Source organism: Marinobacter halotolerans (assembly GCF_008795985.1).
Classification (GTDB): Bacteria; Pseudomonadota; Gammaproteobacteria; order Pseudomonadales; family Oleiphilaceae; genus Marinobacter; species Marinobacter halotolerans.
Map to the genome: position 1 here is coordinate 1,161,992 of NZ_VMHP01000001.1, position 20,304 is coordinate 1,182,295.

The following is a 20,304-nucleotide window of genomic DNA, read 5'->3' on the forward strand; positions in this document are numbered from 1 at the left end:
AACTACTGTTTTACTGCGCCTGGCGCTCCTTCTCAACCAGGTAATCCACCACATCAAGCACCGCTTCGTGACTGCCTGCCATGCTGGCCGTTACCCGGTATTTGCCGTTAACCAGCACCGTCGGCGTGCCGGTTACCCGCGCCCCGCGAACCTTGGCCTGCGCCTGTTGCATCCGCGCATTGACGCCAAAGCTGTTGTAGTTCTCCAGAAACGCCTCACCATCCACCCCGTGCTGGGCCACAAAATCTGCGAGAGCTTCTCCGGAGTTTAATGGGCGACGTTCCCCGGCCAGCGCGTCGAAAAGCGCATCATGCACCTTATCGAGTTCTCCCATGGCCTTGAGCGCGTAGAAAGCCTTGGCGTGAGGCTCCCAGGAGGCGCCAAGGGCTGCCGGAATCTTCACGTAATTGACGTCATCCGGAATGGTTTCCGCCCAATTCTCGATCAACGGCTTGAAAGCATAGCAATGGGGGCACCCGTACCAGAACACCTCCGCCACCTCGATGCCGGTGTCACTGGCGGTTCTTACCGGCGTATCAAGGGCAACGTAATCGCGCCCCTCTTCATAGGACTGGGCGTTTGCCTGGGCCATAAAAAGCATGGCAAAGATCGAGACAACGAGCATCCGGACGCTTCTGATCATTTGTGTTCTCCGGTTTTCTGAATAGGTTTGAAACGATTATGACCGAGTGACAGACAACAAAAAACCCCGCCGGAGCGGGGTTTCAGAAGTTTCATCAAACGGCCCGATCAGTTAAGACCTGACACATAACTGGAAACCGCCTTGATTTCCTGATCGGTCAGCTTGGAAGCAACGTCCATCATGATCGACGCGTTCTGGCCAGCGGCCCGTTCGCCGTCCCGATAGGCCTTCAACTGCTTCTCGACATAAGCCGCTGACTGACCGCCGAGGTGGGGATAACCCGCCGCATCGATACCGTTGCCGGTGGGGCTGTGACATGCCGCGCAGGCTGGCACGCCCGTCGCCATGTTGCCGCCGCGGTAAAGCGACTCGCCCTGATCAACCAGGTCCGGATCAGCCTGACCTATCGGCATATCCTGACTGTCAAAATAGGCAGCCAGGTCCTGCAGATCCTGATCCGAGCGGTTGTCCAGAATGCCGGTCATCGAGGCAATGGCGCGATCGCCACTCTTGATCAGTTTCAGCTGCTGGTACAGATATTTCTCACCCAGATTCGACAGCTTCGGGTAGTCCGGGGCAATCGGTTTGGCGCCACCGGCACCGTGACATCCCGCACAAACCTGTGCGTTCGCTTCGCCTGCTTCAGGATCTCCCGCCCCGTGCGCCATCGCCGTGAGGCTAACACCGAGAACAACTCCTGCGATCAGTTTCTTCATGCTCGCTCCGCTTCTCTCATCCAAAAGTATTCTTCGTTATGCAGCCGGCAGGCACTGGTGAAAAGACACAAACCGGGACTGATGGCGGCTATCCAAGGCGTTCCGCCGATAATTGGTGTAGCATTATACATTAATCCCTGACAACTGAAATCCAATAGGAAATCCGATCTCCGTGACGTCTGACACGACCGCCAAAAGCCTTTCGTTCAACAGTGCCCGCTTCCTCATCAGCGCCTCACGGCTCGATGAGTGTCCCGCCGATTACGGCGCGGAAGTAGCCTTTGCGGGGCGTTCGAACGCCGGTAAATCCAGCGCCATCAACACCATCACCACCAACGGCAAACTGGCGCGAACCAGTAAAACGCCGGGCCGCACGCGGCTGATCAACTTTTTCTCCCTGAACCGCGAGAACTGTCGTCTGGTGGATCTGCCCGGCTACGGCTATGCCAAAGTCTCCCGGGACATGAAGGACGACTGGCAAAAACATCTGGGCCACTACCTTAACGATCGTCGCTGCCTCCGCGGCCTGGTGCTGGTGATGGACATTCGCCACCCGCTCACCGATTTTGACCAAATGATGGTGGAATGGTGCGACCATAACAACCTACCGCTGATGATTCTTTGCACCAAAGCAGACAAGCTGAAGTTCGGTCAGGCTAAAACCGCGATGATGGGGATTGCCCGGAAACTGGAGGCGGTTGGCTGCCTCGAACACCTGGTGATGTTCTCCGCTACTTCCAAACGCGGGCTGGACGAAACCCGGGATGCCCTGACCGTCTGGCTGGAAGCTGAGTCGGAAGAAAGCGGTCACTCGACCGCAGAATAAAACAGAAAGATAAAAAAACGGCCTGCCAAACTGACAGGCCGCGAAACGTCAGGGTTTGCGACGTACTAAAACCTGAGTTCTCTCACCGGGCTCTGCCGGCAAGCACTCCCAGGAAGACACCGGCGATGTCCGAATCGCGGGTGTCTGTATTGGTAGACACGGGGTTTATGGAAAAGTTCCCGGCTTCTCCAGGATCCTCAGGATCCTTCATTCGCCGCCAGCGCGGCACGATCCGCGGCATCCGGCAGTTCCGGCCGGTATTTCTCCCGTAACGCCATGACCCGCTCGCGATAATCCGGCGTCAGGTAGGGAATTTCCAGTGTCAGCACCTGATAGATGCCCTGCTTCAGGTGGGTCAGTGTCAGCTCACCATCGCCCTGGCTGGCATGGGCCGTTTTCAGATAGGCCATCCAGTTGGTAATCACCAGCCAGACGTTCAGGGACATGGCGGACCTGAGATCCTCATGCTGATAGTGAATGATGTCAGCTTCCGCCAGTTTCTGGAAAATGCGGCTGATTGCCACCAGGCAGCGCTCGGTAAATTCACGGTAGTCCTCCCGCAGACGACGGTCACTGTCCAGCAGGTATTCCAGATCCCGGTGGAAGAACCGGTAACTCCACAGCCCGTCGAAGACCGACTCCAGGTAGAAGGTCAGATCTTCGAGGGTAATCGGCCGGCTTTCCGGAATATCAAGATAGAAATCCACCAGCTTTTCATACTCGAGGAAGATCTCGTAAATGATGTCTGACTTGTTCCGGAAGTGGTAATAGAGATTGCCGGGCGAAATTGCCAGGTGTGCCGCTATATGGTTGGTGGTCACATTCCGCTCTCCGCGCTCGTTAAAAAGCTCCAGACTGGACAGCAGGATCTTGTCTCTGGTTTTCATAGGCTCAACGTTTATTGCGATGAAATGGGAGTGACTTGACTACCTAGAGTATATACTCTAATAATAGCCAATAACGCAAATTGAGCATTTTTTCATCAGAGATGACCTGCCCTGCGGGGCATGGGTCGCCAGGGAGAACGATTATGGTTGCCAACGTTGTGCAGCTGACCGAGAGCAAGAAGCAGATTCAGCAGAACCACCGCATCTTTGACGATCAGAAAAAGGCATTCCGCAACAACCCCATGCCGACCCTGACCGAACGACAGGAGAATCTGAAGCGGCTCAAGCGGCTGCTGCTTGCCAATCAGGAGCAGTTGCTGGATGCCATGGATCGTGATTTCGGCTGCCGCTCACGGGACGAGTCACTGATTGCCGAAGTAATGCCGTCCATTCAAGGCATCAACTACACACTGAAGCACCTCGGCAGCTGGATGAAGCCCTCAAAACGCCATGTATCCTTACTTTTCCAGCCCGCCAGCAATCAGGTAAATTACCAGCCCAAGGGCGTCGTGGGGGTGATCGTACCCTGGAACTACCCGCTGTATCTGGCCGTGGGGCCGCTGATAGCGTCGCTGTCGGCCGGTAACCGCACCATGATCAAGATGTCGGAATACACGCCTCACACCTCGGCCCTATTCCGCGAGCTGATCGAGTCCAACTTCCCTGAAGATCTGGTCAGTGTGATCAACGGTGAAGCCGATGTAGCCGCCGATTTTTCTGCACTGCCCTTTGACCATATGCTTTTCACCGGTTCCACCTCCGTGGGCAAACTGGTTATGAAAGCAGCCGCGGAAAACCTGACGCCGGTGACCCTGGAACTGGGCGGCAAATCCCCGGCAATTGTGGCCGCGGACGTGCCGATGGAAGATGCGGCCCAGCGCATTGGTTTCGGTAAGGCCATCAATGCGGGCCAGACCTGCGTCGCGCCCGATTACGTACTTTGCCCCGCCGACCGGGTTCAGTCTTTTGTGGATGAATTCCGCAAGCAGCTGTCCGCCATGTACCCCACCCTGCGGGACAACGACGACTACACCTCCATTATCAATGAGCGACAGTACGAGCGCCTTCAGAGCTACCTGGAAGACGCCAGAAACAAGGGTGCCGATCTGATCGAGATCAACCCGGCCCAGGAGAATCTGAAAGACGGCACCCGAAAAATGCCCATCACCCTGGCGCTGAACACAACGCCGGACATGAAGCTCATGCAGGACGAGATCTTCGGCCCGATTCTTCCGGTGATCAGCTACGGCAGTCTGGATGAGGCCATACACTACATCAATGACCGGCCTCGTCCGCTGGCGCTCTACTATTTCGGCTACGACAAATCCCAGCAGGAGCATGTCACCAACAATACCCTCTCGGGTGGCATGTGCATCAACGACGCCGTGCTGCATGTGGCCCAGGACGATCTTCCGTTTGGCGGCGTGGGCGACTCGGGGATGGGCCACTACCATGGCAAGGAAGGCTTCATGACCTTCTCCCATCAACGGTCAATTTTCAGCAAGCAACGGTTCAACAGTGGCAAATTTGTGTACGCACCTCACGGTACGACCGCCCACAAGATGATATATAAGCTGTTCATCCGATAATGATCCTGATGCCGGCCCTCACGGGCCGGCATGCGACACAAAAAAGAATCATAAAAATAACGAGAGATGTCATGCCTGAACACATCACTGCGTCCACTGACCTGGATCGTCGCAGCTTTTTACGCACCGGCATGGGTGGGGCCCTCTTTCTGGGAACGGTCAGCGTAACGGCCGGGCTTTCCGGCTGTGCCACATCACCGGCGGGCGGCGGTTACACCACCCTTGAAGATACCCGCCACGGCGGCTACCGCTACCGCTTCCTGACCAAAGACGACATCGTTCTTTTCCAGGCATTGTTGCCTGCCCTGGTCGGCCCGGCATTGACTGAGAAGCCGGAACGGCGACGGGCACAGATTCGCGAGACCATCGAGCGCATTGATGCCGGCATCTACCAGTTCGGCCCAGCCAACCGTAAAGAGCTACGGGGGCTGTTCGACCTGCTCAACTTCAGCGTTACCCGGGTCACGGTTGCCCGGGTCTGGTCCGGTTGGGCCAACGCCAGCACCGCAGAGGTGGATGCATTCCTCAATCGCTGGCGCACCAGCGGCATCGGGCTGTTCAACAACGGCTACATTGCACTGACCAAGGTCAGCAACGTCGCGTTTTATGGCCACGAAGACCACTGGCATGTCTCCGGCTACCCCGGGCCGCCCCAGTGGGCTGTGGACGCGCTGCCACAGTTCCGCGCCGGCGCCTGAAACCCTGGATCTGAAATCTGCTTACCGCGTCCCGCGAACTTACGGAGAACCCCATGTCTATAACGGACCGAATTGCCCGCGGGCTAGAATCCGGCTGGAAAGTCACCGACGGCGCCACTCTCACCAGAAACCAGACCCACGAGGCCGACGTGGTGGTCATCGGCACCGGCGCCGGGGGCGGCACCACGGCGGAAATTCTGGCCCGTTCGGGACTGTCTGTGATCCTGGTGGAGGAAGGCCGCCTGTATTATCAGAAAGATTTCCGCATGAATGAGCTGGACGCCTATGCCTCGCTTTATCAGGAAGGCATGAGTCGTGTTACCAAAGACGGTGCCATATCGATTCTGCAGGGGCGCTGTGTGGGCGGTTCCACCACCGTGAACTGGACCTCCAGCTTCCGCACACCCGCGCCTACCCTGAATTGGTGGGCGAGCCGTTTCGGACTCGATGGCCTGAGCCCCGAGGCCATGAAACCCTGGTTCGACGGTCGGGAAGAGCGCCACAACATCGAACCCTGGAGGGTCGATCCCAATCTGAACAACGATATCCTGCGCCAGGGTTGCGAGAAGCTGGGCTGGTCGTGGCAGATCATCCCACGCAACGTCAAAGGCTGCTGGAACCTTGGGTACTGCGGCGTTGGCTGCCCCACCAACGCCAAGCAGGGTGCCCTGACCACCACCATTCCCGGCGCCCTGGACAACAACGCCACGCTGTTTCACGGCCTGCGGGCAGAGCGACTGGTTGTCAAACAGGACCGTATTAATCATCTGACCGCCTCGGCAATGTCCGCAGACGGAATCATCCCGTCCGGTGTGACGGTGGAACTGCGGGCCCGTCATTTTGTCGTGGCAGCAAGCGCCATCGGCTCCCCGGGCCTGCTGCTTCGCTCGGACATTCCTGACCCCCACGAGCGCATCGGCAAACGCACCTTTATCCATCCGGTGAACGCCACGGTGGCGGAAATGGCGGAAACGGTCGACCCCTACTATGGCGCGCCCCAGTCCATCTATTCGGACCAATTCAATTTCTCCGGCGGAGTGGACGGCCCGGCGGGCTTCAAGCTGGAAGTGCCGCCCCTGCATCCGGCCATGTCCGCCGGCGTTGTTCCTGGCCACGGCGCAGATCAGACCCTGGACCTGTCCAGATTGCCCAGAATGAACTCGGTTCTGGCACTGTTGCGGGACGGTTTTCACCCGGACAGCCCCGGCGGGACCGTCAGCCTCAGGGGCGATGGCAGTCCGGTGCTGGATTATCCGGTGACCGATTACCTCTGGCGCGGGCTGAGGGAATCCTTCCACCGGATGGCCGAGATCCAGTTTGCGGCCGGTGCCCAAAGGGTACGGCTGATGCACCTGGATTCGCCCTGGTTTTCGTCCTGGCCGGAAGCGCGCAAGGCCATTGATGACCTGGCGATGGAGTCGCATCGGGTGCGGCTGTTTACCGCCCATCAGATGGGCGGCTGCGGTATGGGCCAGGATCCCCGGGAATCCGTGGTCAACGGCTTTGGCGAGCATCATCACCTGGCCAACCTGAGTGTTCACGATGCCTCCATCTTCCCCACCAGTATCGGCGCCAACCCCCAACTGTCGGTTTACGCCCTGGCCGCGAGAAACAGTACCCATCTGGCTGGCAGGCTCCGCGGCTGACATCCGGCAGCCCTGCCCGGCGTTTTGGTTCGCGGGCAAGGCTGCTATCCTGTCGGCTTCAGATAGAAGGAGCATCCGATGACAAGAGTCATTTACCCCGGTACGTTTGATCCCATCACCAACGGCCACACAGATCTGATCGAACGCGCCGGACGGCTCTTCGACGAAGTTGTCGTTGCCATTGCCTACAACCCGAAGAAATCACCGTTGCTTACCCTTGAAGAACGCTGCGAGCTGGTGGCATCTTCCACCTCGCACCTGCCAAACGTCACGGTGACCGGTTTCAGCAACCTGTTGGCGGATTTCGTGCGGGAACAGGGAGCAACAGTGATTCTCAGGGGCCTGCGGGCGGTTTCGGATTTCGAATATGAGTTCCAGCTTGCGGACATGAACCGTCGCCTGGCACCGGAAGTGGAGAGCGTGTTTCTGACCCCAGCCAACCACCTGTCCTATATTTCCTCGACGCTGATACGGGAAATTGCCTCGCTGGGCGGTGACGTGTCCGAATTCGTCGACCCGGCGGTGGAAGCGGCGCTAAAGAAGAAGTTTGCGGGCTAATTAGGTTGGGGCCCGATGACCGGCCCCAGTCACATCAGAACATCGGCGGCAGAGGAAGCACCTTGTCGTTGATGGTCAATGCCATATCACCCAGGGTGCCGACCATCCGCAGGCGATCGCCCTCCTGAATCACCATGCCCTGTTTGATCAGTGGTGCCACCTGCATTGCCAGTGACGGATTCTGATCCATCAGTTCAACGGGCATGCTGATATCCAGGTTGCCTACCAGACCCTGCATCACCAGCAGGTTCTGACCTTTGTCCTTGGCGTCCAGTTCCGGGTGGCTGATCATCAGCTCGCCCCGGATAGGGCCTTCCGGCGTACTCAGATCGATTTTCGGCAGCCCAAACCTGAAGCCCTCTGTTGCCAGCCCTACCAAAGCCTCGTTAACCCGCTGGAATGCCTCCATCTGCTGCTGCATCAACGCCTGGGGGTCAGGGTCGCCAGCCGGTGTCATGGCCGCCTGCTGCATCTCACTGATGGCGGATGACAGTTGCTCAAGGTTTGTCACATCCAGGCTTTCAAACAAAATCTGGACTTCGTGTGGGCCATACTCTGTTCCGCCCGCCGCAACCTTTTCCAGCTGGATGCTTGAAAGACCGTTCAACCGCTCGCCATCGTCCGAAACGTCGGTATCGCTGGTGATGGACAGGCCTTCGAAGGTCACGGAGGGCTGATCCGCCGAATCGATCTGAATGCCGGCCAGGGTCATCCGGGCATCACCCAGCCACAGGTCACCGGTCAGGTGCTCCAGGGAATTTTCCATCTCGAAATCGGTAAGGGTGAACTGGACGTCCTGACCACTGAGGGTCATACCCGGCCAGGTGACCAGGATCTCCATGTCAGCGCCGGCGGAGCTGATATCGGCACGGCCATAGGCACGGGCGGTGGTCAGGGTCTCACCGGTGGCCTCATCGATGACGTCGGTTTCCGGCACGGTCATCTCGACCGTTGCGGTACCCCAAAGATTGGTCTGCAGGGTCAGGCGGGGCTTTTCATCCGGAAAGAACTGACTGGCGCGCCCATTCAGATCCTCTGCGGACGTAAAATCCATCAGACTGCCGGTCACACCGTGGCTGACCCGGGCCTGGAACTCGAAGCTGTGCTGTTCTCCGCTTTCGGGGGCAGTGAATACAATGGAACCATTCATCGTGGCATTCATGTAGCCACGGTCATAGTTGCGGGTTTCCAGTCGGAAAACATTCTGGGCGTTGTTCACTCCCGCCTCGACACCCTGCCACTGCTGCTGTGTGTAGAGTCCCACACCCCAGGGCGCGGCTGCCCCAATCATCAACGCCGCCGCACCGACCGCCATCCATCTTTTTTTCAAATTTCTCTCTCCTTGCTCCATGCTCCGTGTAGCCTCCATGCTCTGGGCAGGGTCTGGCTGTTGGCTATTGTGATGTGCCTGTCAGACGTTCAAGTAAAACCAGCTGGGACGCAAAACGGTCCTCGCCTTCAGCGGGCTGATTCTGAACGTAACTGCCGTCAGACTGCAAGATCCACGACTGGCAATTATCGGCCAGATAGGTATCCAGATCCTCCCGCAGGCGTGCCGACAAGGACGGGTCCTCCACCGGAAACGCCGTTTCCACGCGGTTCAGCAGGTTCCGCTCCATACCGTCAGCACTGGAGCAATAGACATCCGGGCGGCCGTCATTGCCAAAGTAATAGACCCGGGTGTGTTCAAGGAAGCGGCCGATAATCGAGCGAACGCGAATATTCTCCGACAGCCCCGGAACTTCCGGCCGCAGACAGCAGATACCCCGGATAATCAGGTCGACCTTGACCCCGGCCTGGGAAGCCCGGTAAAGCGCCTTGATCAGCTCCCGCTCGGTCAACGCGTTGAATTTCAGTATGATCCGCCCCTTTTCACCCAGTTCGGCTTCACGGTCCACCAGCGCTAGCAGGCGGCTGTGCAGGGTGAAAGGCGAATGGAACAGCTTTTTGATCTTCAGGGCCTTACCCATGCCTGTCAGCTGCTGAAAGAGCTTGTTCACATCGTCGCCGATGGACTCGTCGCAGGTCATAAAGCTGTAGTCGGTGTAAAGGCGGGCGTTGCCGGCGTGATAATTGCCGGTGCCGAGATGGACATAGCGACGCAGCCGCCCTTCTTCCCGACGCACGATCAGGATCATCTTGGCGTGACACTTGTAACCCACTACGCCGTAGACCACGATCACGCCGGCTTCCTGAAGGCGGCTGGCCAGTTCCAGGTTCTCCGCTTCGCTAAACCGGGCACGCAGCTCAATGATGGCGGTCACTTCCTTGCCCCGACGGGCGGCGTCCATCAGTGCTTCGACAATCTCGGAATCGGCACCGGTGCGGTAAAGTGTCTGCCGGATGGCCAGAACCTGAGTATCCTTGGCCGCCTGACGCAACAGATCCACCACCGGGCTGAAATTTTCATAGGGATGCAGCAACAGAAGCGGCCGTTTGCGAATGGCATCGAACATCGAGTCCTTGCTGCGAATCAATCGTGGAATTGACGGCGAGAAATTGGAATAGGTCAGGTCCGGACGGTCCACCAGGCCACCCACGGCCATCAGACGGGTCAGGTTCACCGGGCCGTGGACCTTGTAAAGATCCCTATCGGTCAGGCCGAACTCCCGCAGCAGGAATTGCACAAGCTCTTCCGGGCAGTTATCCGCAACCTCCAGCCGCACACCGTCGCCAAAGCGACGGCTCAACAGCTCACCGCGCAGGGCTGAGGCCAGGTCTTCCAGATCGTCTTCCAGCTCAAGGTCGGCATTACGGGTGAGCCGGAACTGGTAGCAGCCCTTCACTTCCATTCCCGGGAACAGTTCCTCGGCGTGGGCGTGGATCATGGAGGACAGAAACACCAGATTTTCACCGCCGCTGCAAACATCATCCGGCAGGCGAACCAGACGGGGCAACGACCGGGGCGCCGGCACGATCGCCATGCCGGTTTCACGACCGAAGGCGTCCTTGCCATCGAGCTCGACAATGAAGTTCAGGCTCTTGTTGACCAGTCGTGGAAAGGGATGGGAGGGATCGAGCCCGATGGGGCTGACCACCGGCAGGATCTCGTCTTCAAAATAGTGACGCACCCAGTCAGCCTGCTCTGCCGTCCATTCCCGGCGCCGCACGAAATGAATATTTTCCCGCTCCATTTCAGGAATCAGCACGTCATTCAGAATTTCGTACTGCTCGCGGATGTACTCGTGAGCCACACGGCTGATTTCCCCCAGCACTTCCTCCGGCATCATTCCGTCGGACCCCAGGGTTTCCCGGCCATATTTGATCTGCTGGCGAAGGCCGGCCACCCGGATCTCGAAAAACTCGTCCATGTTGCTGCTGAAAATGCAGCAGAACATCAGCCGGTTGAGCAACGGGTGTGTTGTATCCAGAGCCTGCTTCAGCACCCGGTAGTTGAACTGAAGCTGGCTCAGTTCCCGGTTGAAATAGTTTTCGGCAGCGGCCACGTTAATATCGTTGCCCGGCTCCGGCAGTTCAACCGGCGCCGGCACATTCGGTGACTCGACTGCATTGTCCTGATTTGCTGATTCCGTGGTCATTGGGCGTTATTTCCGTTGTCAGGTTTTTCGCATCAGTTTCGCCGCCCTGACGGCAAAATAGGTCAGAATCGCGTCGGCTCCGGCCCGGCGCATGGCCATAAGGCTTTCCATCATCACTGCGTCACCGTCGAGCCAGCCATTTTCCGCCGCCGCCATGTGCATGGCGTATTCACCACTGACCTGGTAAACGAAGGTGGGAACCTGCAGTTCCTGTTTTACCCGGCGGACAATATCCAGATAGGGCATGCCCGGCTTGATCATCACCATGTCGGCGCCTTCGGCAATGTCCATGGCGACTTCGTGAAGGGCTTCGTCACTGTTGGCCGGATCCATCTGGTAAGTGGCCTTGTTGCCCTTTCCCAGATTACCAGACGAACCAACCGCATCCCGGAAAGGCCCGTAGTAGCTGGATGCGTATTTGGCAGAGTAGGCAAGAATCCGGGTATTTACATGGCCGGCGCTTTCCAGGGCATCGCGAATGGCACCAACCCGGCCATCCATCATGTCGGAGGGTGCCACAATGTCCGCGCCGGCGGCGGCGTGGGACAGGGCCTGACGCACCAGCGCTTCGATGGTTACGTCATTCAGTACATAGCCCTGTTCATTGATGATGCCGTCCTGGCCATGGGTGGTGAACGGGTCCAGTGCCACATCGGTGATCACACCAAGATCCGGAAATGCCCGCTTCAGTGCTCTCACGGCCCGCTGCGCCAGCCCTTCCGGGTTCCAGGCGCCGGAACCTTCCAGATCTTTCTGGTCGGCCGGCACCACCGGAAACAGGGCAATGGCGGGAATTCCGAGTTTGACCAGCTCCCCCGCCTGCTCCAACAGCAGATCAATACTCAGGCGCTCAACCCCTGGCATTGAGGGCACGGCTTCCCGCTGTTCCTCGCCTTCCAGCACGAAGACCGGGAAAATCAGATTATCGACGCTCAGGTGGTTCTCCCGAGTCATTCGGCGGGAGAAGTCGTCGGCCCGATTTCGACGCAAACGGGTGCCGGGGTAATGACGATTCACCGGTGAACTCACAAACTTCTCCTCTGCCAGCCAGGATGGAACGCTCCAGGTTCCATCATACACGGCCAAAAGCAGCCGGGGCAGGCCCTTCACCCGGATCCTGTTGCAGCGTGACAAGGGATTATGACAATTTGATGACCAGCATCGGGGCTATTGGATCGAGTCCAGCGCCTCGGCACGGTATATCTCTGCACCCGTGAAATGCTGCTGCCGCAGGCGGTTTATGGCCGCCTCACGTTCGGGCCCCGCCAGCCCCAGCTTTTCCAGTTCGGCTTTTGCCTGTCGGTATGCCTGCCAGCGCTGCCCCCAGGCCTGCTGATCCGCTTCAACCTGAGCCAGACGCTCCGCCGCTTCCATGCCGAAGGCATCGACACGCCAGGCCTGCAACGCTTGCGGATCGTCCGCCAGCGCTTGCTGAACCTGCTCGTATTCCGAAAACTTACGGGTGCGCTGACGGGCTTCCCGTACCGGTGCCGGCAACGCCTGTTCGGCCTCCCGCAACTGTTGTTCCCGCGCCTTGGCGCTGAGGGACTCATCGGCGCGGATCCGCAGTCGGGCCAGCTGATACTGATCCACCGCTTCTTCCAGCGCAAAGAACGCCTGAGTAGTCTCCGTATCCATCCATTGACGGCGCAGGGCACGAATCCGTGCAAGTTGGCTGGCCATAGCGTCCGGACTCATGGAGGCGACCTCACCGGCGGCGGATTCCAGCTCGCCCAGTTCCAGTTTGTAATCGAGATAGGAGCCAAGAATATTAATGGCCTGGGAACGGGCCGGCTCATGCAGAATGGACAGCGCCCGCTCGATCCGCGCGATCAGTTGCTCCAGAGTCTCCTCGCCCAGTGCCGCGAGGTAATGCTCGAACAACTGGCGCAGCTGCGGTGTCGGCACCAGTTCGCCATTGACGTCTGTCTGGTCCCAGCCACGGGGAACGCTGGTGCCGCTGAGAGAATCCGGAAGCTGCTGCGGAATCTCCACCGATTCGGAAGCCAGCAGCCGGGAGGGGTATTCGTCGGTCGGTCGAACATCGGTCGTGTCGTCGGCCGATCCGGCGAGTGAAGCGCCGTCGGGGCTACCCGACGGCGAGCCGGGGGATGGACCGGAGGCCGAAAACACAAGTGTCAGGGCAATGGCGGCGGCCAGTCCGAAAAGAGCGACCGTCGCCAGTGTCAGAGCTCGCTTCATCAGTACCTGCTAGATAGAGGTTCAGAGGGAGCGGTTGTTGAAGCCCACGTCCACCTTTCTAGGTGCATCATTCCGAAAGGCGGTGTCCACTTCCTCGATTCTGCCACCCTGACTCAGAAACGCCTCAATGTCATGCTGAAGTTGTGCCCTGATCCGCGCGCGTCCGGCGATGGAATGGGTGTCTTCGGTATCAATGGACCAGCTTCCGGATTGCTCCAGATTTCCTTCGTCAAATTCGCTCATGGAGTCTCTCCCATAACGAACCCAGTAATAAAGGCGTCGCAACGCCTCACTCAACAGAAACCCTGTACAGTCACCGTCTTGGCGTCTTTATAATGCGCTTTTGATGACAGCGCTATTTCCTTACAAAGTCTTTTTTGTAATTTTTTGTAACTATCCCCATTGTTCTGTTTTTGAAGGATAAACTGAACCCATCAAACGGGCATAATCGTTGACTGAAGAAATGAACCGTGGTTCAATATTTATTAAGGAGGCCGAATGGCCTATCGCGAAACTGAAAAGATGCGGAACCGCAAAGCCGAGGCCCGCAGGCGCATTGTCGAGTGCACCCAGCAGTGTGTGGTTGAAGGTGGATTCCGCAATGCGCGGGTAACGGCGGTTGCCGAGTGCGCGGGGGTGGCAACCGGCACTATTTACCGCCATTTCGAATCCAAGGAAGACCTGTTCGCCGAAATCTTCCGGATAGCGACCCAGCGTGAAGTGGATAAGGTGGCGGAAGCACTGGCCACCGAAGGAAACGCCGTCATCAGACTCGAACGTGCCCTGCGCCAGTTTGCAGTGCGAGCCCTGAGAGCGCCCACCATGGCCTGGTCGCTGATCGCCGAGCCGGTGGACCCGAAGGTGGAGGAAGAACGGCTGCAGTTTCGCCGCGCCTATGCAGAGCTGTTTCAACGAGCCATTGAAGAAGGCATGGCAGAAGGAAGTCTGCCGCAACAACAGGCCGCCCAGAGTAGTACCTGTCTGGTCGGGGCCATAGCCGAAAGCCTGGTGGGCCCGTTATCGCCATCCATGGCGGAAACGCCGGTCCAGGCCGGTAACAACGACAGTCATCCGCTGGTCGACTCCATCATCTGTTTTTGCATGCAGGGGCTGACTGGCAATCGGAGGTAGACATGAATGCCCGCCAGCCACAGCCAGAAGCACCGCTGAACCATCCGGTGGATGCCCCGGATCTTGCCATTACCCACGAGGTAACCAACCAGCCCCCGGCCCTGGAAAACTACAACCTGTTCAGCCAGGACACCGCGCTGCAGGAAGCGGTGGCTCGGGAAGGCGCAGCCCATGCGGTGGCTGACCTTGACCGTTTCGGTGCCTGGACCGGTGCCGCAAACACCATTGAGCTGGGATTCCAGGCCAACGCCAACAAACCGGCCTTCGACACTCACGACCGTTTTGGCCATCGCATAGACCAGGTCAACTTTCACCCGGCCTACCACCAGTTGATGGCCAAAGCCATGGAAGAGGGCCTACACAGTAGCCCCTGGGCCCAGCCGGGAACCGGAGCCCACGCTACCCGCGCGGCAAAATACTACATGCACTCCCAGGTCGAGGCCGCCCACTGTTGCCCCATCACCATGACGTTCGCTGCGGTGCCGTCCATCCGCAAACAACCTGAGCTGGCGGCCCTCTGGGAACAAAAGATTCTTGCCAATCAGTACGATCCGTCCAATCGGCCGGACACTGAAAAGCAGTCGGTCACCATCGGTATGGCCATGACCGAAAAACAGGGTGGCAGTGACGTGCGCGCCAACAGCACCAGAGCCTACCCGATTGGCGCCGGCGGACCCGGGCAATCCTATGAACTGGTAGGACACAAATGGTTTGTCTCTGCCCCCATGTGCGATGCCTTTCTGGTACTCGCCCAGACCGGTAGCGGCCTTTCCTGTTTTCTGATGCCGCGGTGGCGTCCGGACGGCAGCAAGAATCCCTGGCAGGTCCAGCGCCTGAAGAACAAAATGGGCAATGTTGCCAACGCTTCCAGCGAGGCGGAACTGCGCGGCGCACTCGCCTGGATGGTCGGCGAAGAGGGGCGCGGCGTACCCACCATTATTGAAATGGTGGCCATGACCCGGTTCGACTGCATGATCGGCAGCTCTGCCGGTATGCGCCAGGCCATTGCCCAGGCCACCCATCACTGCCGTCATCGCAGCGCATTCGGCCAGCAACTGAACCGGCAACCGCTGATGCAGAACGTCCTGGCTGATCTGGCGCTGGAGAGTGAAGCGGCCCTGACCTACACCATGCGGGTTGCTCGCGCGCTGGACAATCAACACCTTGAACATGAACGGCTGCTAGCCCGGCTGGCTACTCCCGTGGGTAAATACTGGATCTGCAAGCGCACCCCCAACCACGCCTACGAAGCCATGGAATGCCTTGGCGGCAATGGCGTGATGGAAGACTGCATCATGCCGCGGCTGCTGCGGGAATCGCCGGTGAACGCTATCTGGGAAGGCAGCGGCAACGTCCAGTGCCTGGACACCCTGCGGGCGCTGCAGAAAGAACCGGACACCCTTGATGCCTTCTTCCGCGAGGCGGGCCTTGCCAGAGGCGCCGACCGCCGCTTTGACCGCTTCCTGGCTCAGTTGCAAAACGACTTTGCCGATATCAGCGACTTCGAATACCGCGCCCGCAATCTGGTGGACCGGCTGGCACTGGCCATGCAGGCATCACTGCTGCTTCGCCACTCCGACCCGGCTTCCGCCGATGCCTTCTGCGCCTCGCGGCTTGAGTACACCGGCGGTCTGAACTATGGCAACCTGCCTTCGGGCCTGAATACCGCAGGCATTATCGACCGGGCGACTCCTGTAGTAGACTGATGGGGATATCTTCAACTCGGTCCAACACAGCGAACGCCTATGTCCGATGCATTGCGCAAGCTTCTGAACACCGCAGACGACCATCCGGTGATCACCCCGCACGTCGGGGTGCTCACCCTGCACTTTCAGCTATATGGCTGTCCTGACCTGAAAGCAAAGCGAAAGGTGTTTACGGCGCTGAAAGCCGTCTGGGGAAAAGAATCCGACCTGGCGGTCGCCGAAACGGCGGATCAGGAAACCCTGGATTGCGCAACCTGGACGGTTGCCGCTCTGGGTGGCTCTTCCAGGCAGATTTCCGAACGTCTGGACCAGGTGGAAAAAGCCATTGAAGAGCGGGTAGACGCCGCCATTCTGGACGTACACCGCGAGATTCTGTGATCAAAGGCCTGCTGTAGCGTATGACGGCACAGCGCCGTATACTAGCTCCCCTCAGGGAACGCAGCCCCTTGCCCGACGGGCAATAACCGATAGTTTCCACCTTCCACACGGCACCCGGGACGGGCCGGTGGTCGACCACTGAAAGCGTGTGGCACCTATGACTGGAAAGAAAAAGTCGGCCCAGGCCTCGATTGAAGCCATGCACCGTGTATTCACGGTACCCGAGGCCCCTGAATCAACCCTGAGCCGTATCGATCAGAACATTTCCCGCAACCTCGCTGGCTTCCTTCAGGAGCATATTGTCGCGGTTGAACGGGACCTGTCCGAGGTGGAAAAGGATTTTTCCGACTACGCCATACCGGAAAAACCCATTTTTGTGTCGGAACAGGCCCAGTTCCTGCTCGAGAAGCTGGTGGCCAACTCGGTCCATACCGCATCCCCCAGCTTTATCGGCCACATGACCTCAGCGCTGCCCTATTTCATGCTGCCGCTGTCCAAGATCATGATTGCCCTGAACCAGAACCTGGTGAAAACCGAAACGTCCAAGGCCTTCACGCCCATGGAACGCCAGGTATTAGGCATGATTCACCGGCTGGTCTATGAGCAGGACGGTGCTTTTTACCGCAAGTACATGCACGACCCCCGCCATGCGCTGGGCGCCATGTGCTCTGGTGGCACGGTCGCCAACCTGACTGCGCTGTGGGTCGCCCGCAACAATGCGTTTCCTGCCGAAGGCAGCTTCCGCGGTATTCATCAGGAAGGTTTATTCCGGGCACTGCGCTATTACGGCTGCGAGGGCGCTGCCATTCTGGTGTCCCGTCGCGGCCACTATTCACTGCGCAAGGCGGCGGACGTGCTCGGGCTGGGCCGGGAATTTCTGGTGCCGGTGGATACCGATGACGAAAACAAGATCCAGACCGACGCGCTGCGGGAAAAATGCCTGGAGCTTCACCGCCAGAAGATCCGCGTGATCGCCATCTGTGGTATTGCGGGCACCACCGAAACCGGCAATGTCGACCCCCTGGATGCCATGGCAGACATCGCTCGGGAGTTCGGTGCGCATTTTCATGTGGACGCCGCCTGGGGCGGACCAACGCTCTTTTCCCGCACCCACCGGCATCTGCTGCGAGGCATAGAAAAGGCCGACTCGGTCACTTTCGATGCCCACAAGCAGCTTTATGTCCCCATGGGCGCGGGCCTGGTGGTGTTCCGCGACCCGGCACTGGCCAGTGCCGTGGAGCATCATGCCCAGTACATCATTCGTAAGGGGTCTCGCGACCTCGGCAGTACCACGCTGGAAGGATCGCGCCCCGGCATGTCCATGTTGATCCAGTCCGGCCTGAAGATTCTGGCCCGGGAGGGCTATGAAATCCTGATTGATCAGGGCATCGACAAGGCGCGGACCTTCGCGGAGATGATTGATAACGAGCCGGATTTTGAACTGATCACCCGGCCGGAACTGAACATTCTGACCTATCGCTATTGCCCCAAGAACGTTCAGGATGCACTGGCGTCAGCCACGGTGGACCAGGCAGAAAAGATCAACACTTGCCTGAACCGGATTACCAAATTCATTCAGAAAACCCAGCGGGAGCGGGGCAAGGCCTTTGTCTCACGGACACGGCTGGAGCCGGCGCGGTACGGCCACTTCCCCTCCATTGTGTTTCGGGTGGTGCTGGCCAACCCCCTGACAACCCGGGAAATCCTGGCGGACATCCTGGCGGAGCAGCGGGAACTGGCAAAAGAAGAGGACATTCAGGACGAGATCGCCATTCTGCAACAGATGGCTGACGCCGCATCCGGGGGCGCCGAGCGTAACATCAGGCACGCCTGACCCCCGATCAACCGGTATCAAAGGAAGTCTCAGTAAAGGGCTTCCTCGTCATCCAGCACTTCATCCAGAATATCCAGAAACATGCGGTCGGCATCGCTCCAGTTTTCCGGAATCCGGATGGTGGTATTGGCGCTGATCTCCCGCGCCACGTGCTCATCAGCACCGGGCTGATCACGATATTTACGGGCAATTTCGACGGACTTGACCGCAATAGTCGGATCACTCAGGACTTTCTTTATAAATACCCTGAGCTCGTCAATAATTTTGGCCTGACGGCTTTCTGAAGCTGAACTCATTCATTCATCCCCGGACAAACAAGCGTTTTGGAGCCTTCGGCTCCACCCTATCAAACCCTAGTATGGGCCATCGGCCCCGGCTCAGGCAATCGGCTCAAACCAGCAGGCCGCGGATGGTGAAGAACAGAATCGCCGCCATGATCGCCGAAGCCGGCACGGTAATAATCCAGGCTGCCACGATACGGGTCAGATGAGAGCGCTTGACCATTTCCTCCCGATAGATTTTCTTCAGCCGCTTGCGCTCCTTTTTCGACAGAGGCACCTGCTTGCGCTTCTTGGACTCCTGCAGCAGTCGTTCCATCTGCTCCAGGGAAGCGTTGCGGAAGTCATCCAGGAAGGGACGCAGTTTTTCCTGCTCTCCCGGGTCATGGCTCTCCATGATTTTGTGGAGCTGTGAGGCATAGTTGCTCTTCAGGTATTCACGCAGGAAACCCACCCCGAAGACGCCGCCCACGGCGATATGGGTGGAGCTGACGGGCAAGCCCAATTGCGAGGCAATGATGACGGTCAGCGCCGCAGAAAGAGCAATACAGAAGGCCCGGGTTTTATCCAGCTCGGTGATCTCGCTGCCTACGGTCTTGATCAGCCGGGGACCGAACAGCATCAGCCCTACTGCCAGACCCAGCGCACCCACGAGCATCACCCAGAGGGGGATGGCGGCGGCGGTCACCACTGCGCCCGCGGACAGAGCGTCGTTAATGGCCGCCAGCGGGCCGATGGCATTAGCCACGTCATTGGCACCGTGAGCAAAGCTCAGCAACGCCGCGGCAAAGATCATAGGCCAGGTAAACAGCTCGTTGACCCCGGCAGCGCTGTTTTCCATGGTCGCGGCGCGGCGACTCACCAGACTACGCATTGCCACAAATATGACGGCTGCCAGTGCCAGCCCGACCAGGGTCGCCTCCAGGAAATCCACCTTGATCACCTTTTTGACGCCTTTCACCATCAGGTAGGTGCCAAAGGCCCAGGCCATGATCGCCACCAGCCAGGGCACAAATGTGCGAGCCGAGGAAACCAGGTTCTTGCGATACAACACAGTGCGTTTTATGGCGTAGAGAAAGAGCGCGGCGAGAACACCACCCATCACCGGTGAAATCACCCAGCTGGCAACGATTTTCGACATCACCGCCCAGTCGGCAATACCCCAGCCGCCAGCGGCAATCCCAGCGCCCAGCACGCCGCCCACGATAGAATGGGTTGTCGATACCGGAGCACCCATCCAGGTAGCCAGGTTCAACCAGAGGGCGCCTGCCAGAAGCGCCGCCGTCATCAGCCAGACAAAGGTGCTGGCGTCATCCAGACGTTCGGCCGCAATGATCCCTCCCTTGATGGTAGAGACCACATCACCGCCGGCAATAATGGCGCCTGCCGCCTCGAAAATCGCCGCAATCACCACGGCTCCGCCCAGCGTCATGGCGCCGGAGCCCACAGCCGGGCCAACGTTGTTGGCAACATCGTTGGCGCCGATGTTGATGGCCATATAGCCACCGATCACTGCGGCCGCCATCAACAGCATGCTGTTGGGCATGCCGGTGCTGATCTGGCCCACGACCAGGAAAACGCCCAACAGAAAAAGAAAACTGAAACCGATGCGGTAACGCTCGGTGGCTGGGCTGGTCAGGAGTGTATCCAGATATCCGGTATTGCTGGCCATA

Annotated in this window: 19 protein-coding genes; 9 read left to right on the forward strand and 10 right to left on the reverse strand. The window is 58.7% G+C overall.

What is annotated here, in order from left to right; genetic code table 11:
* Window positions 1-10 precede the first annotated feature (10 nt).
* Together FPL19_RS05500 and FPL19_RS05505 are read right to left on the reverse strand one after the other, a co-directional pair.
* Window positions 11-601: a thiol:disulfide interchange protein DsbA/DsbL gene (locus FPL19_RS05500; RefSeq protein ID WP_404802814.1), complete on the reverse strand. Its 591-nt coding sequence runs from the start codon at window positions 599-601 to the stop codon at window positions 11-13.
* Window positions 602-750: 149 nt separating this feature from the next.
* A complete protein-coding gene (locus FPL19_RS05505) occupies window positions 751-1,359 on the reverse strand; it encodes a c-type cytochrome (protein WP_150911362.1) in 609 nt (202 codons plus the stop codon).
* A 172-nt stretch (window positions 1,360-1,531) separates the two neighbouring features.
* Here FPL19_RS05505 and yihA point away from each other — a divergent pair, with 172 nt between their 5' ends.
* On the forward strand, window positions 1,532-2,185 hold the full coding sequence (yihA, locus tag FPL19_RS05510; protein WP_150911364.1) for a ribosome biogenesis GTP-binding protein YihA/YsxC: 654 nt from the start codon (window positions 1,532-1,534) through the stop codon (window positions 2,183-2,185).
* A gap of 197 nt (window positions 2,186-2,382) precedes the next feature.
* Here yihA and FPL19_RS05515 read toward each other — a convergent pair whose 3' ends face one another.
* A complete protein-coding gene (locus FPL19_RS05515; RefSeq protein WP_150911366.1) occupies window positions 2,383-3,072 on the reverse strand; it encodes a TetR/AcrR family transcriptional regulator in 690 nt (229 codons plus the stop codon).
* Window positions 3,073-3,215: 143 nt separating this feature from the next.
* Here FPL19_RS05515 and FPL19_RS05520 point away from each other — a divergent pair, with 143 nt between their 5' ends.
* The 4 genes from FPL19_RS05520 (at window position 3,216) to coaD (ending at window position 7,563) form a co-directional block, all read left to right on the forward strand.
* Complete coding sequence (locus tag FPL19_RS05520; protein ID WP_150911368.1) at window positions 3,216-4,661, forward strand: coniferyl aldehyde dehydrogenase; 1,446 nt, start codon at window positions 3,216-3,218, stop codon at window positions 4,659-4,661.
* Window positions 4,662-4,732: 71 nt separating this feature from the next.
* Complete coding sequence (locus FPL19_RS05525; protein ID WP_150911370.1) at window positions 4,733-5,359, forward strand: hypothetical protein; 627 nt, start codon at window positions 4,733-4,735, stop codon at window positions 5,357-5,359.
* A 53-nt stretch (window positions 5,360-5,412) separates the two neighbouring features.
* On the forward strand, window positions 5,413-7,005 hold the full coding sequence (locus FPL19_RS05530; RefSeq protein WP_150911372.1) for a GMC family oxidoreductase: 1,593 nt from the start codon (window positions 5,413-5,415) through the stop codon (window positions 7,003-7,005).
* Between the two features lie 78 nt (window positions 7,006-7,083).
* A complete protein-coding gene (coaD, locus tag FPL19_RS05535; protein WP_150911374.1) occupies window positions 7,084-7,563 on the forward strand; it encodes a pantetheine-phosphate adenylyltransferase in 480 nt (159 codons plus the stop codon).
* A 34-nt stretch (window positions 7,564-7,597) separates the two neighbouring features.
* Here the strand turns inward: coaD and FPL19_RS05540 are convergent, their stop codons facing one another.
* From FPL19_RS05540 to FPL19_RS05560, 5 genes are all read right to left on the reverse strand, one after another.
* Window positions 7,598-8,893 (reverse strand): DUF945 family protein, encoded by a 1,296-nt coding sequence (locus FPL19_RS05540; protein WP_225314303.1) that lies wholly within the window; start codon window positions 8,891-8,893, stop codon window positions 7,598-7,600.
* Between the two features lie 64 nt (window positions 8,894-8,957).
* Window positions 8,958-11,102, reverse strand: a complete 2,145-nt coding sequence (gene ppk1, locus FPL19_RS05545) for a polyphosphate kinase 1 (RefSeq protein WP_150911376.1) — start codon at window positions 11,100-11,102, stop codon at window positions 8,958-8,960.
* 18 nt (window positions 11,103-11,120) lie between these two features.
* Window positions 11,121-12,131 carry a porphobilinogen synthase gene (hemB, locus tag FPL19_RS05550; protein WP_150911378.1) on the reverse strand — a complete coding sequence of 337 codons (1,011 nt, stop codon included), beginning with the start codon at window positions 12,129-12,131 and terminating at the stop codon, window positions 11,121-11,123.
* A 138-nt stretch (window positions 12,132-12,269) separates the two neighbouring features.
* A complete protein-coding gene (locus FPL19_RS05555; protein WP_150911380.1) occupies window positions 12,270-13,304 on the reverse strand; it encodes a lipase secretion chaperone in 1,035 nt (344 codons plus the stop codon).
* A 21-nt stretch (window positions 13,305-13,325) separates the two neighbouring features.
* Window positions 13,326-13,547, reverse strand: coding sequence for a hypothetical protein (locus tag FPL19_RS05560; RefSeq protein ID WP_150911382.1), 222 nt, complete (start codon window positions 13,545-13,547; stop codon window positions 13,326-13,328).
* A 255-nt stretch (window positions 13,548-13,802) separates the two neighbouring features.
* Between FPL19_RS05560 and FPL19_RS05565 the strand changes: the two genes are divergently transcribed.
* The 4 genes from FPL19_RS05565 to panP all read left to right on the forward strand — a co-directional run bounded on the left by FPL19_RS05565 (window position 13,803) and on the right by panP (window position 18,353).
* Entirely contained in the window at window positions 13,803-14,435 is a 633-nt protein-coding gene (locus tag FPL19_RS05565) for a TetR/AcrR family transcriptional regulator (protein WP_150911384.1), read from the forward strand.
* Window positions 14,436-14,437: 2 nt separating this feature from the next.
* Entirely contained in the window at window positions 14,438-16,141 is a 1,704-nt protein-coding gene (locus tag FPL19_RS05570) for an acyl-CoA dehydrogenase family protein (RefSeq protein ID WP_150911386.1), read from the forward strand.
* Window positions 16,142-16,180: 39 nt separating this feature from the next.
* Complete coding sequence (locus FPL19_RS05575) at window positions 16,181-16,519, forward strand: DUF503 domain-containing protein (RefSeq protein WP_150911388.1); 339 nt, start codon at window positions 16,181-16,183, stop codon at window positions 16,517-16,519.
* Between the two features lie 157 nt (window positions 16,520-16,676).
* Window positions 16,677-18,353: a pyridoxal-dependent aspartate 1-decarboxylase PanP gene (gene panP / locus FPL19_RS05580; RefSeq protein WP_150911390.1), complete on the forward strand. Its 1,677-nt coding sequence runs from the start codon at window positions 16,677-16,679 to the stop codon at window positions 18,351-18,353.
* 29 nt (window positions 18,354-18,382) lie between these two features.
* Here panP and FPL19_RS05585 read toward each other — a convergent pair whose 3' ends face one another.
* On the reverse strand, window positions 18,383-18,649 hold the full coding sequence (locus tag FPL19_RS05585; protein ID WP_150911392.1) for a hypothetical protein: 267 nt from the start codon (window positions 18,647-18,649) through the stop codon (window positions 18,383-18,385).
* A gap of 94 nt (window positions 18,650-18,743) precedes the next feature.
* Window positions 18,744-20,303, reverse strand: a complete 1,560-nt coding sequence (locus tag FPL19_RS05590) for an inorganic phosphate transporter (RefSeq protein WP_150911393.1) — start codon at window positions 20,301-20,303, stop codon at window positions 18,744-18,746.
* Window position 20,304 lies beyond the last annotated feature (1 nt).

Coding starts and splice junctions, on each gene's coding strand:
- ppk1 (WP_150911376.1), bottom strand. CDS start 11,102: ATGACCACGGAATCAGCAAATCAGGACAATGCAGTCGAGTCACCGAAT.
- FPL19_RS05575 (WP_150911388.1), top strand. CDS start 16,181: ATGTCCGATGCATTGCGCAAGCTTCTGAACACCGCAGACGACCATCCG.
- FPL19_RS05500 (WP_404802814.1), bottom strand. CDS start 601: ATGCTTTTTATGGCCCAGGCAAACGCCCAGTCCTATGAAGAGGGGCGC.
- coaD (WP_150911374.1), top strand. CDS start 7,084: ATGACAAGAGTCATTTACCCCGGTACGTTTGATCCCATCACCAACGGC.
- FPL19_RS05590 (WP_150911393.1), bottom strand. CDS start 20,303: ATGGCCAGCAATACCGGATATCTGGATACACTCCTGACCAGCCCAGCC.
- FPL19_RS05565 (WP_150911384.1), top strand. CDS start 13,803: ATGGCCTATCGCGAAACTGAAAAGATGCGGAACCGCAAAGCCGAGGCC.
- panP (WP_150911390.1), top strand. CDS start 16,677: ATGACTGGAAAGAAAAAGTCGGCCCAGGCCTCGATTGAAGCCATGCAC.
- FPL19_RS05525 (WP_150911370.1), top strand. CDS start 4,733: ATGCCTGAACACATCACTGCGTCCACTGACCTGGATCGTCGCAGCTTT.
- FPL19_RS05585 (WP_150911392.1), bottom strand. CDS start 18,649: ATGAGTTCAGCTTCAGAAAGCCGTCAGGCCAAAATTATTGACGAGCTC.
- FPL19_RS05520 (WP_150911368.1), top strand. CDS start 3,216: ATGGTTGCCAACGTTGTGCAGCTGACCGAGAGCAAGAAGCAGATTCAG.
- FPL19_RS05560 (WP_150911382.1), bottom strand. CDS start 13,547: ATGAGCGAATTTGACGAAGGAAATCTGGAGCAATCCGGAAGCTGGTCC.
- FPL19_RS05570 (WP_150911386.1), top strand. CDS start 14,438: ATGAATGCCCGCCAGCCACAGCCAGAAGCACCGCTGAACCATCCGGTG.
- FPL19_RS05505 (WP_150911362.1), bottom strand. CDS start 1,359: ATGAAGAAACTGATCGCAGGAGTTGTTCTCGGTGTTAGCCTCACGGCG.
- FPL19_RS05555 (WP_150911380.1), bottom strand. CDS start 13,304: ATGAAGCGAGCTCTGACACTGGCGACGGTCGCTCTTTTCGGACTGGCC.
- FPL19_RS05530 (WP_150911372.1), top strand. CDS start 5,413: ATGTCTATAACGGACCGAATTGCCCGCGGGCTAGAATCCGGCTGGAAA.
- FPL19_RS05515 (WP_150911366.1), bottom strand. CDS start 3,072: ATGAAAACCAGAGACAAGATCCTGCTGTCCAGTCTGGAGCTTTTTAAC.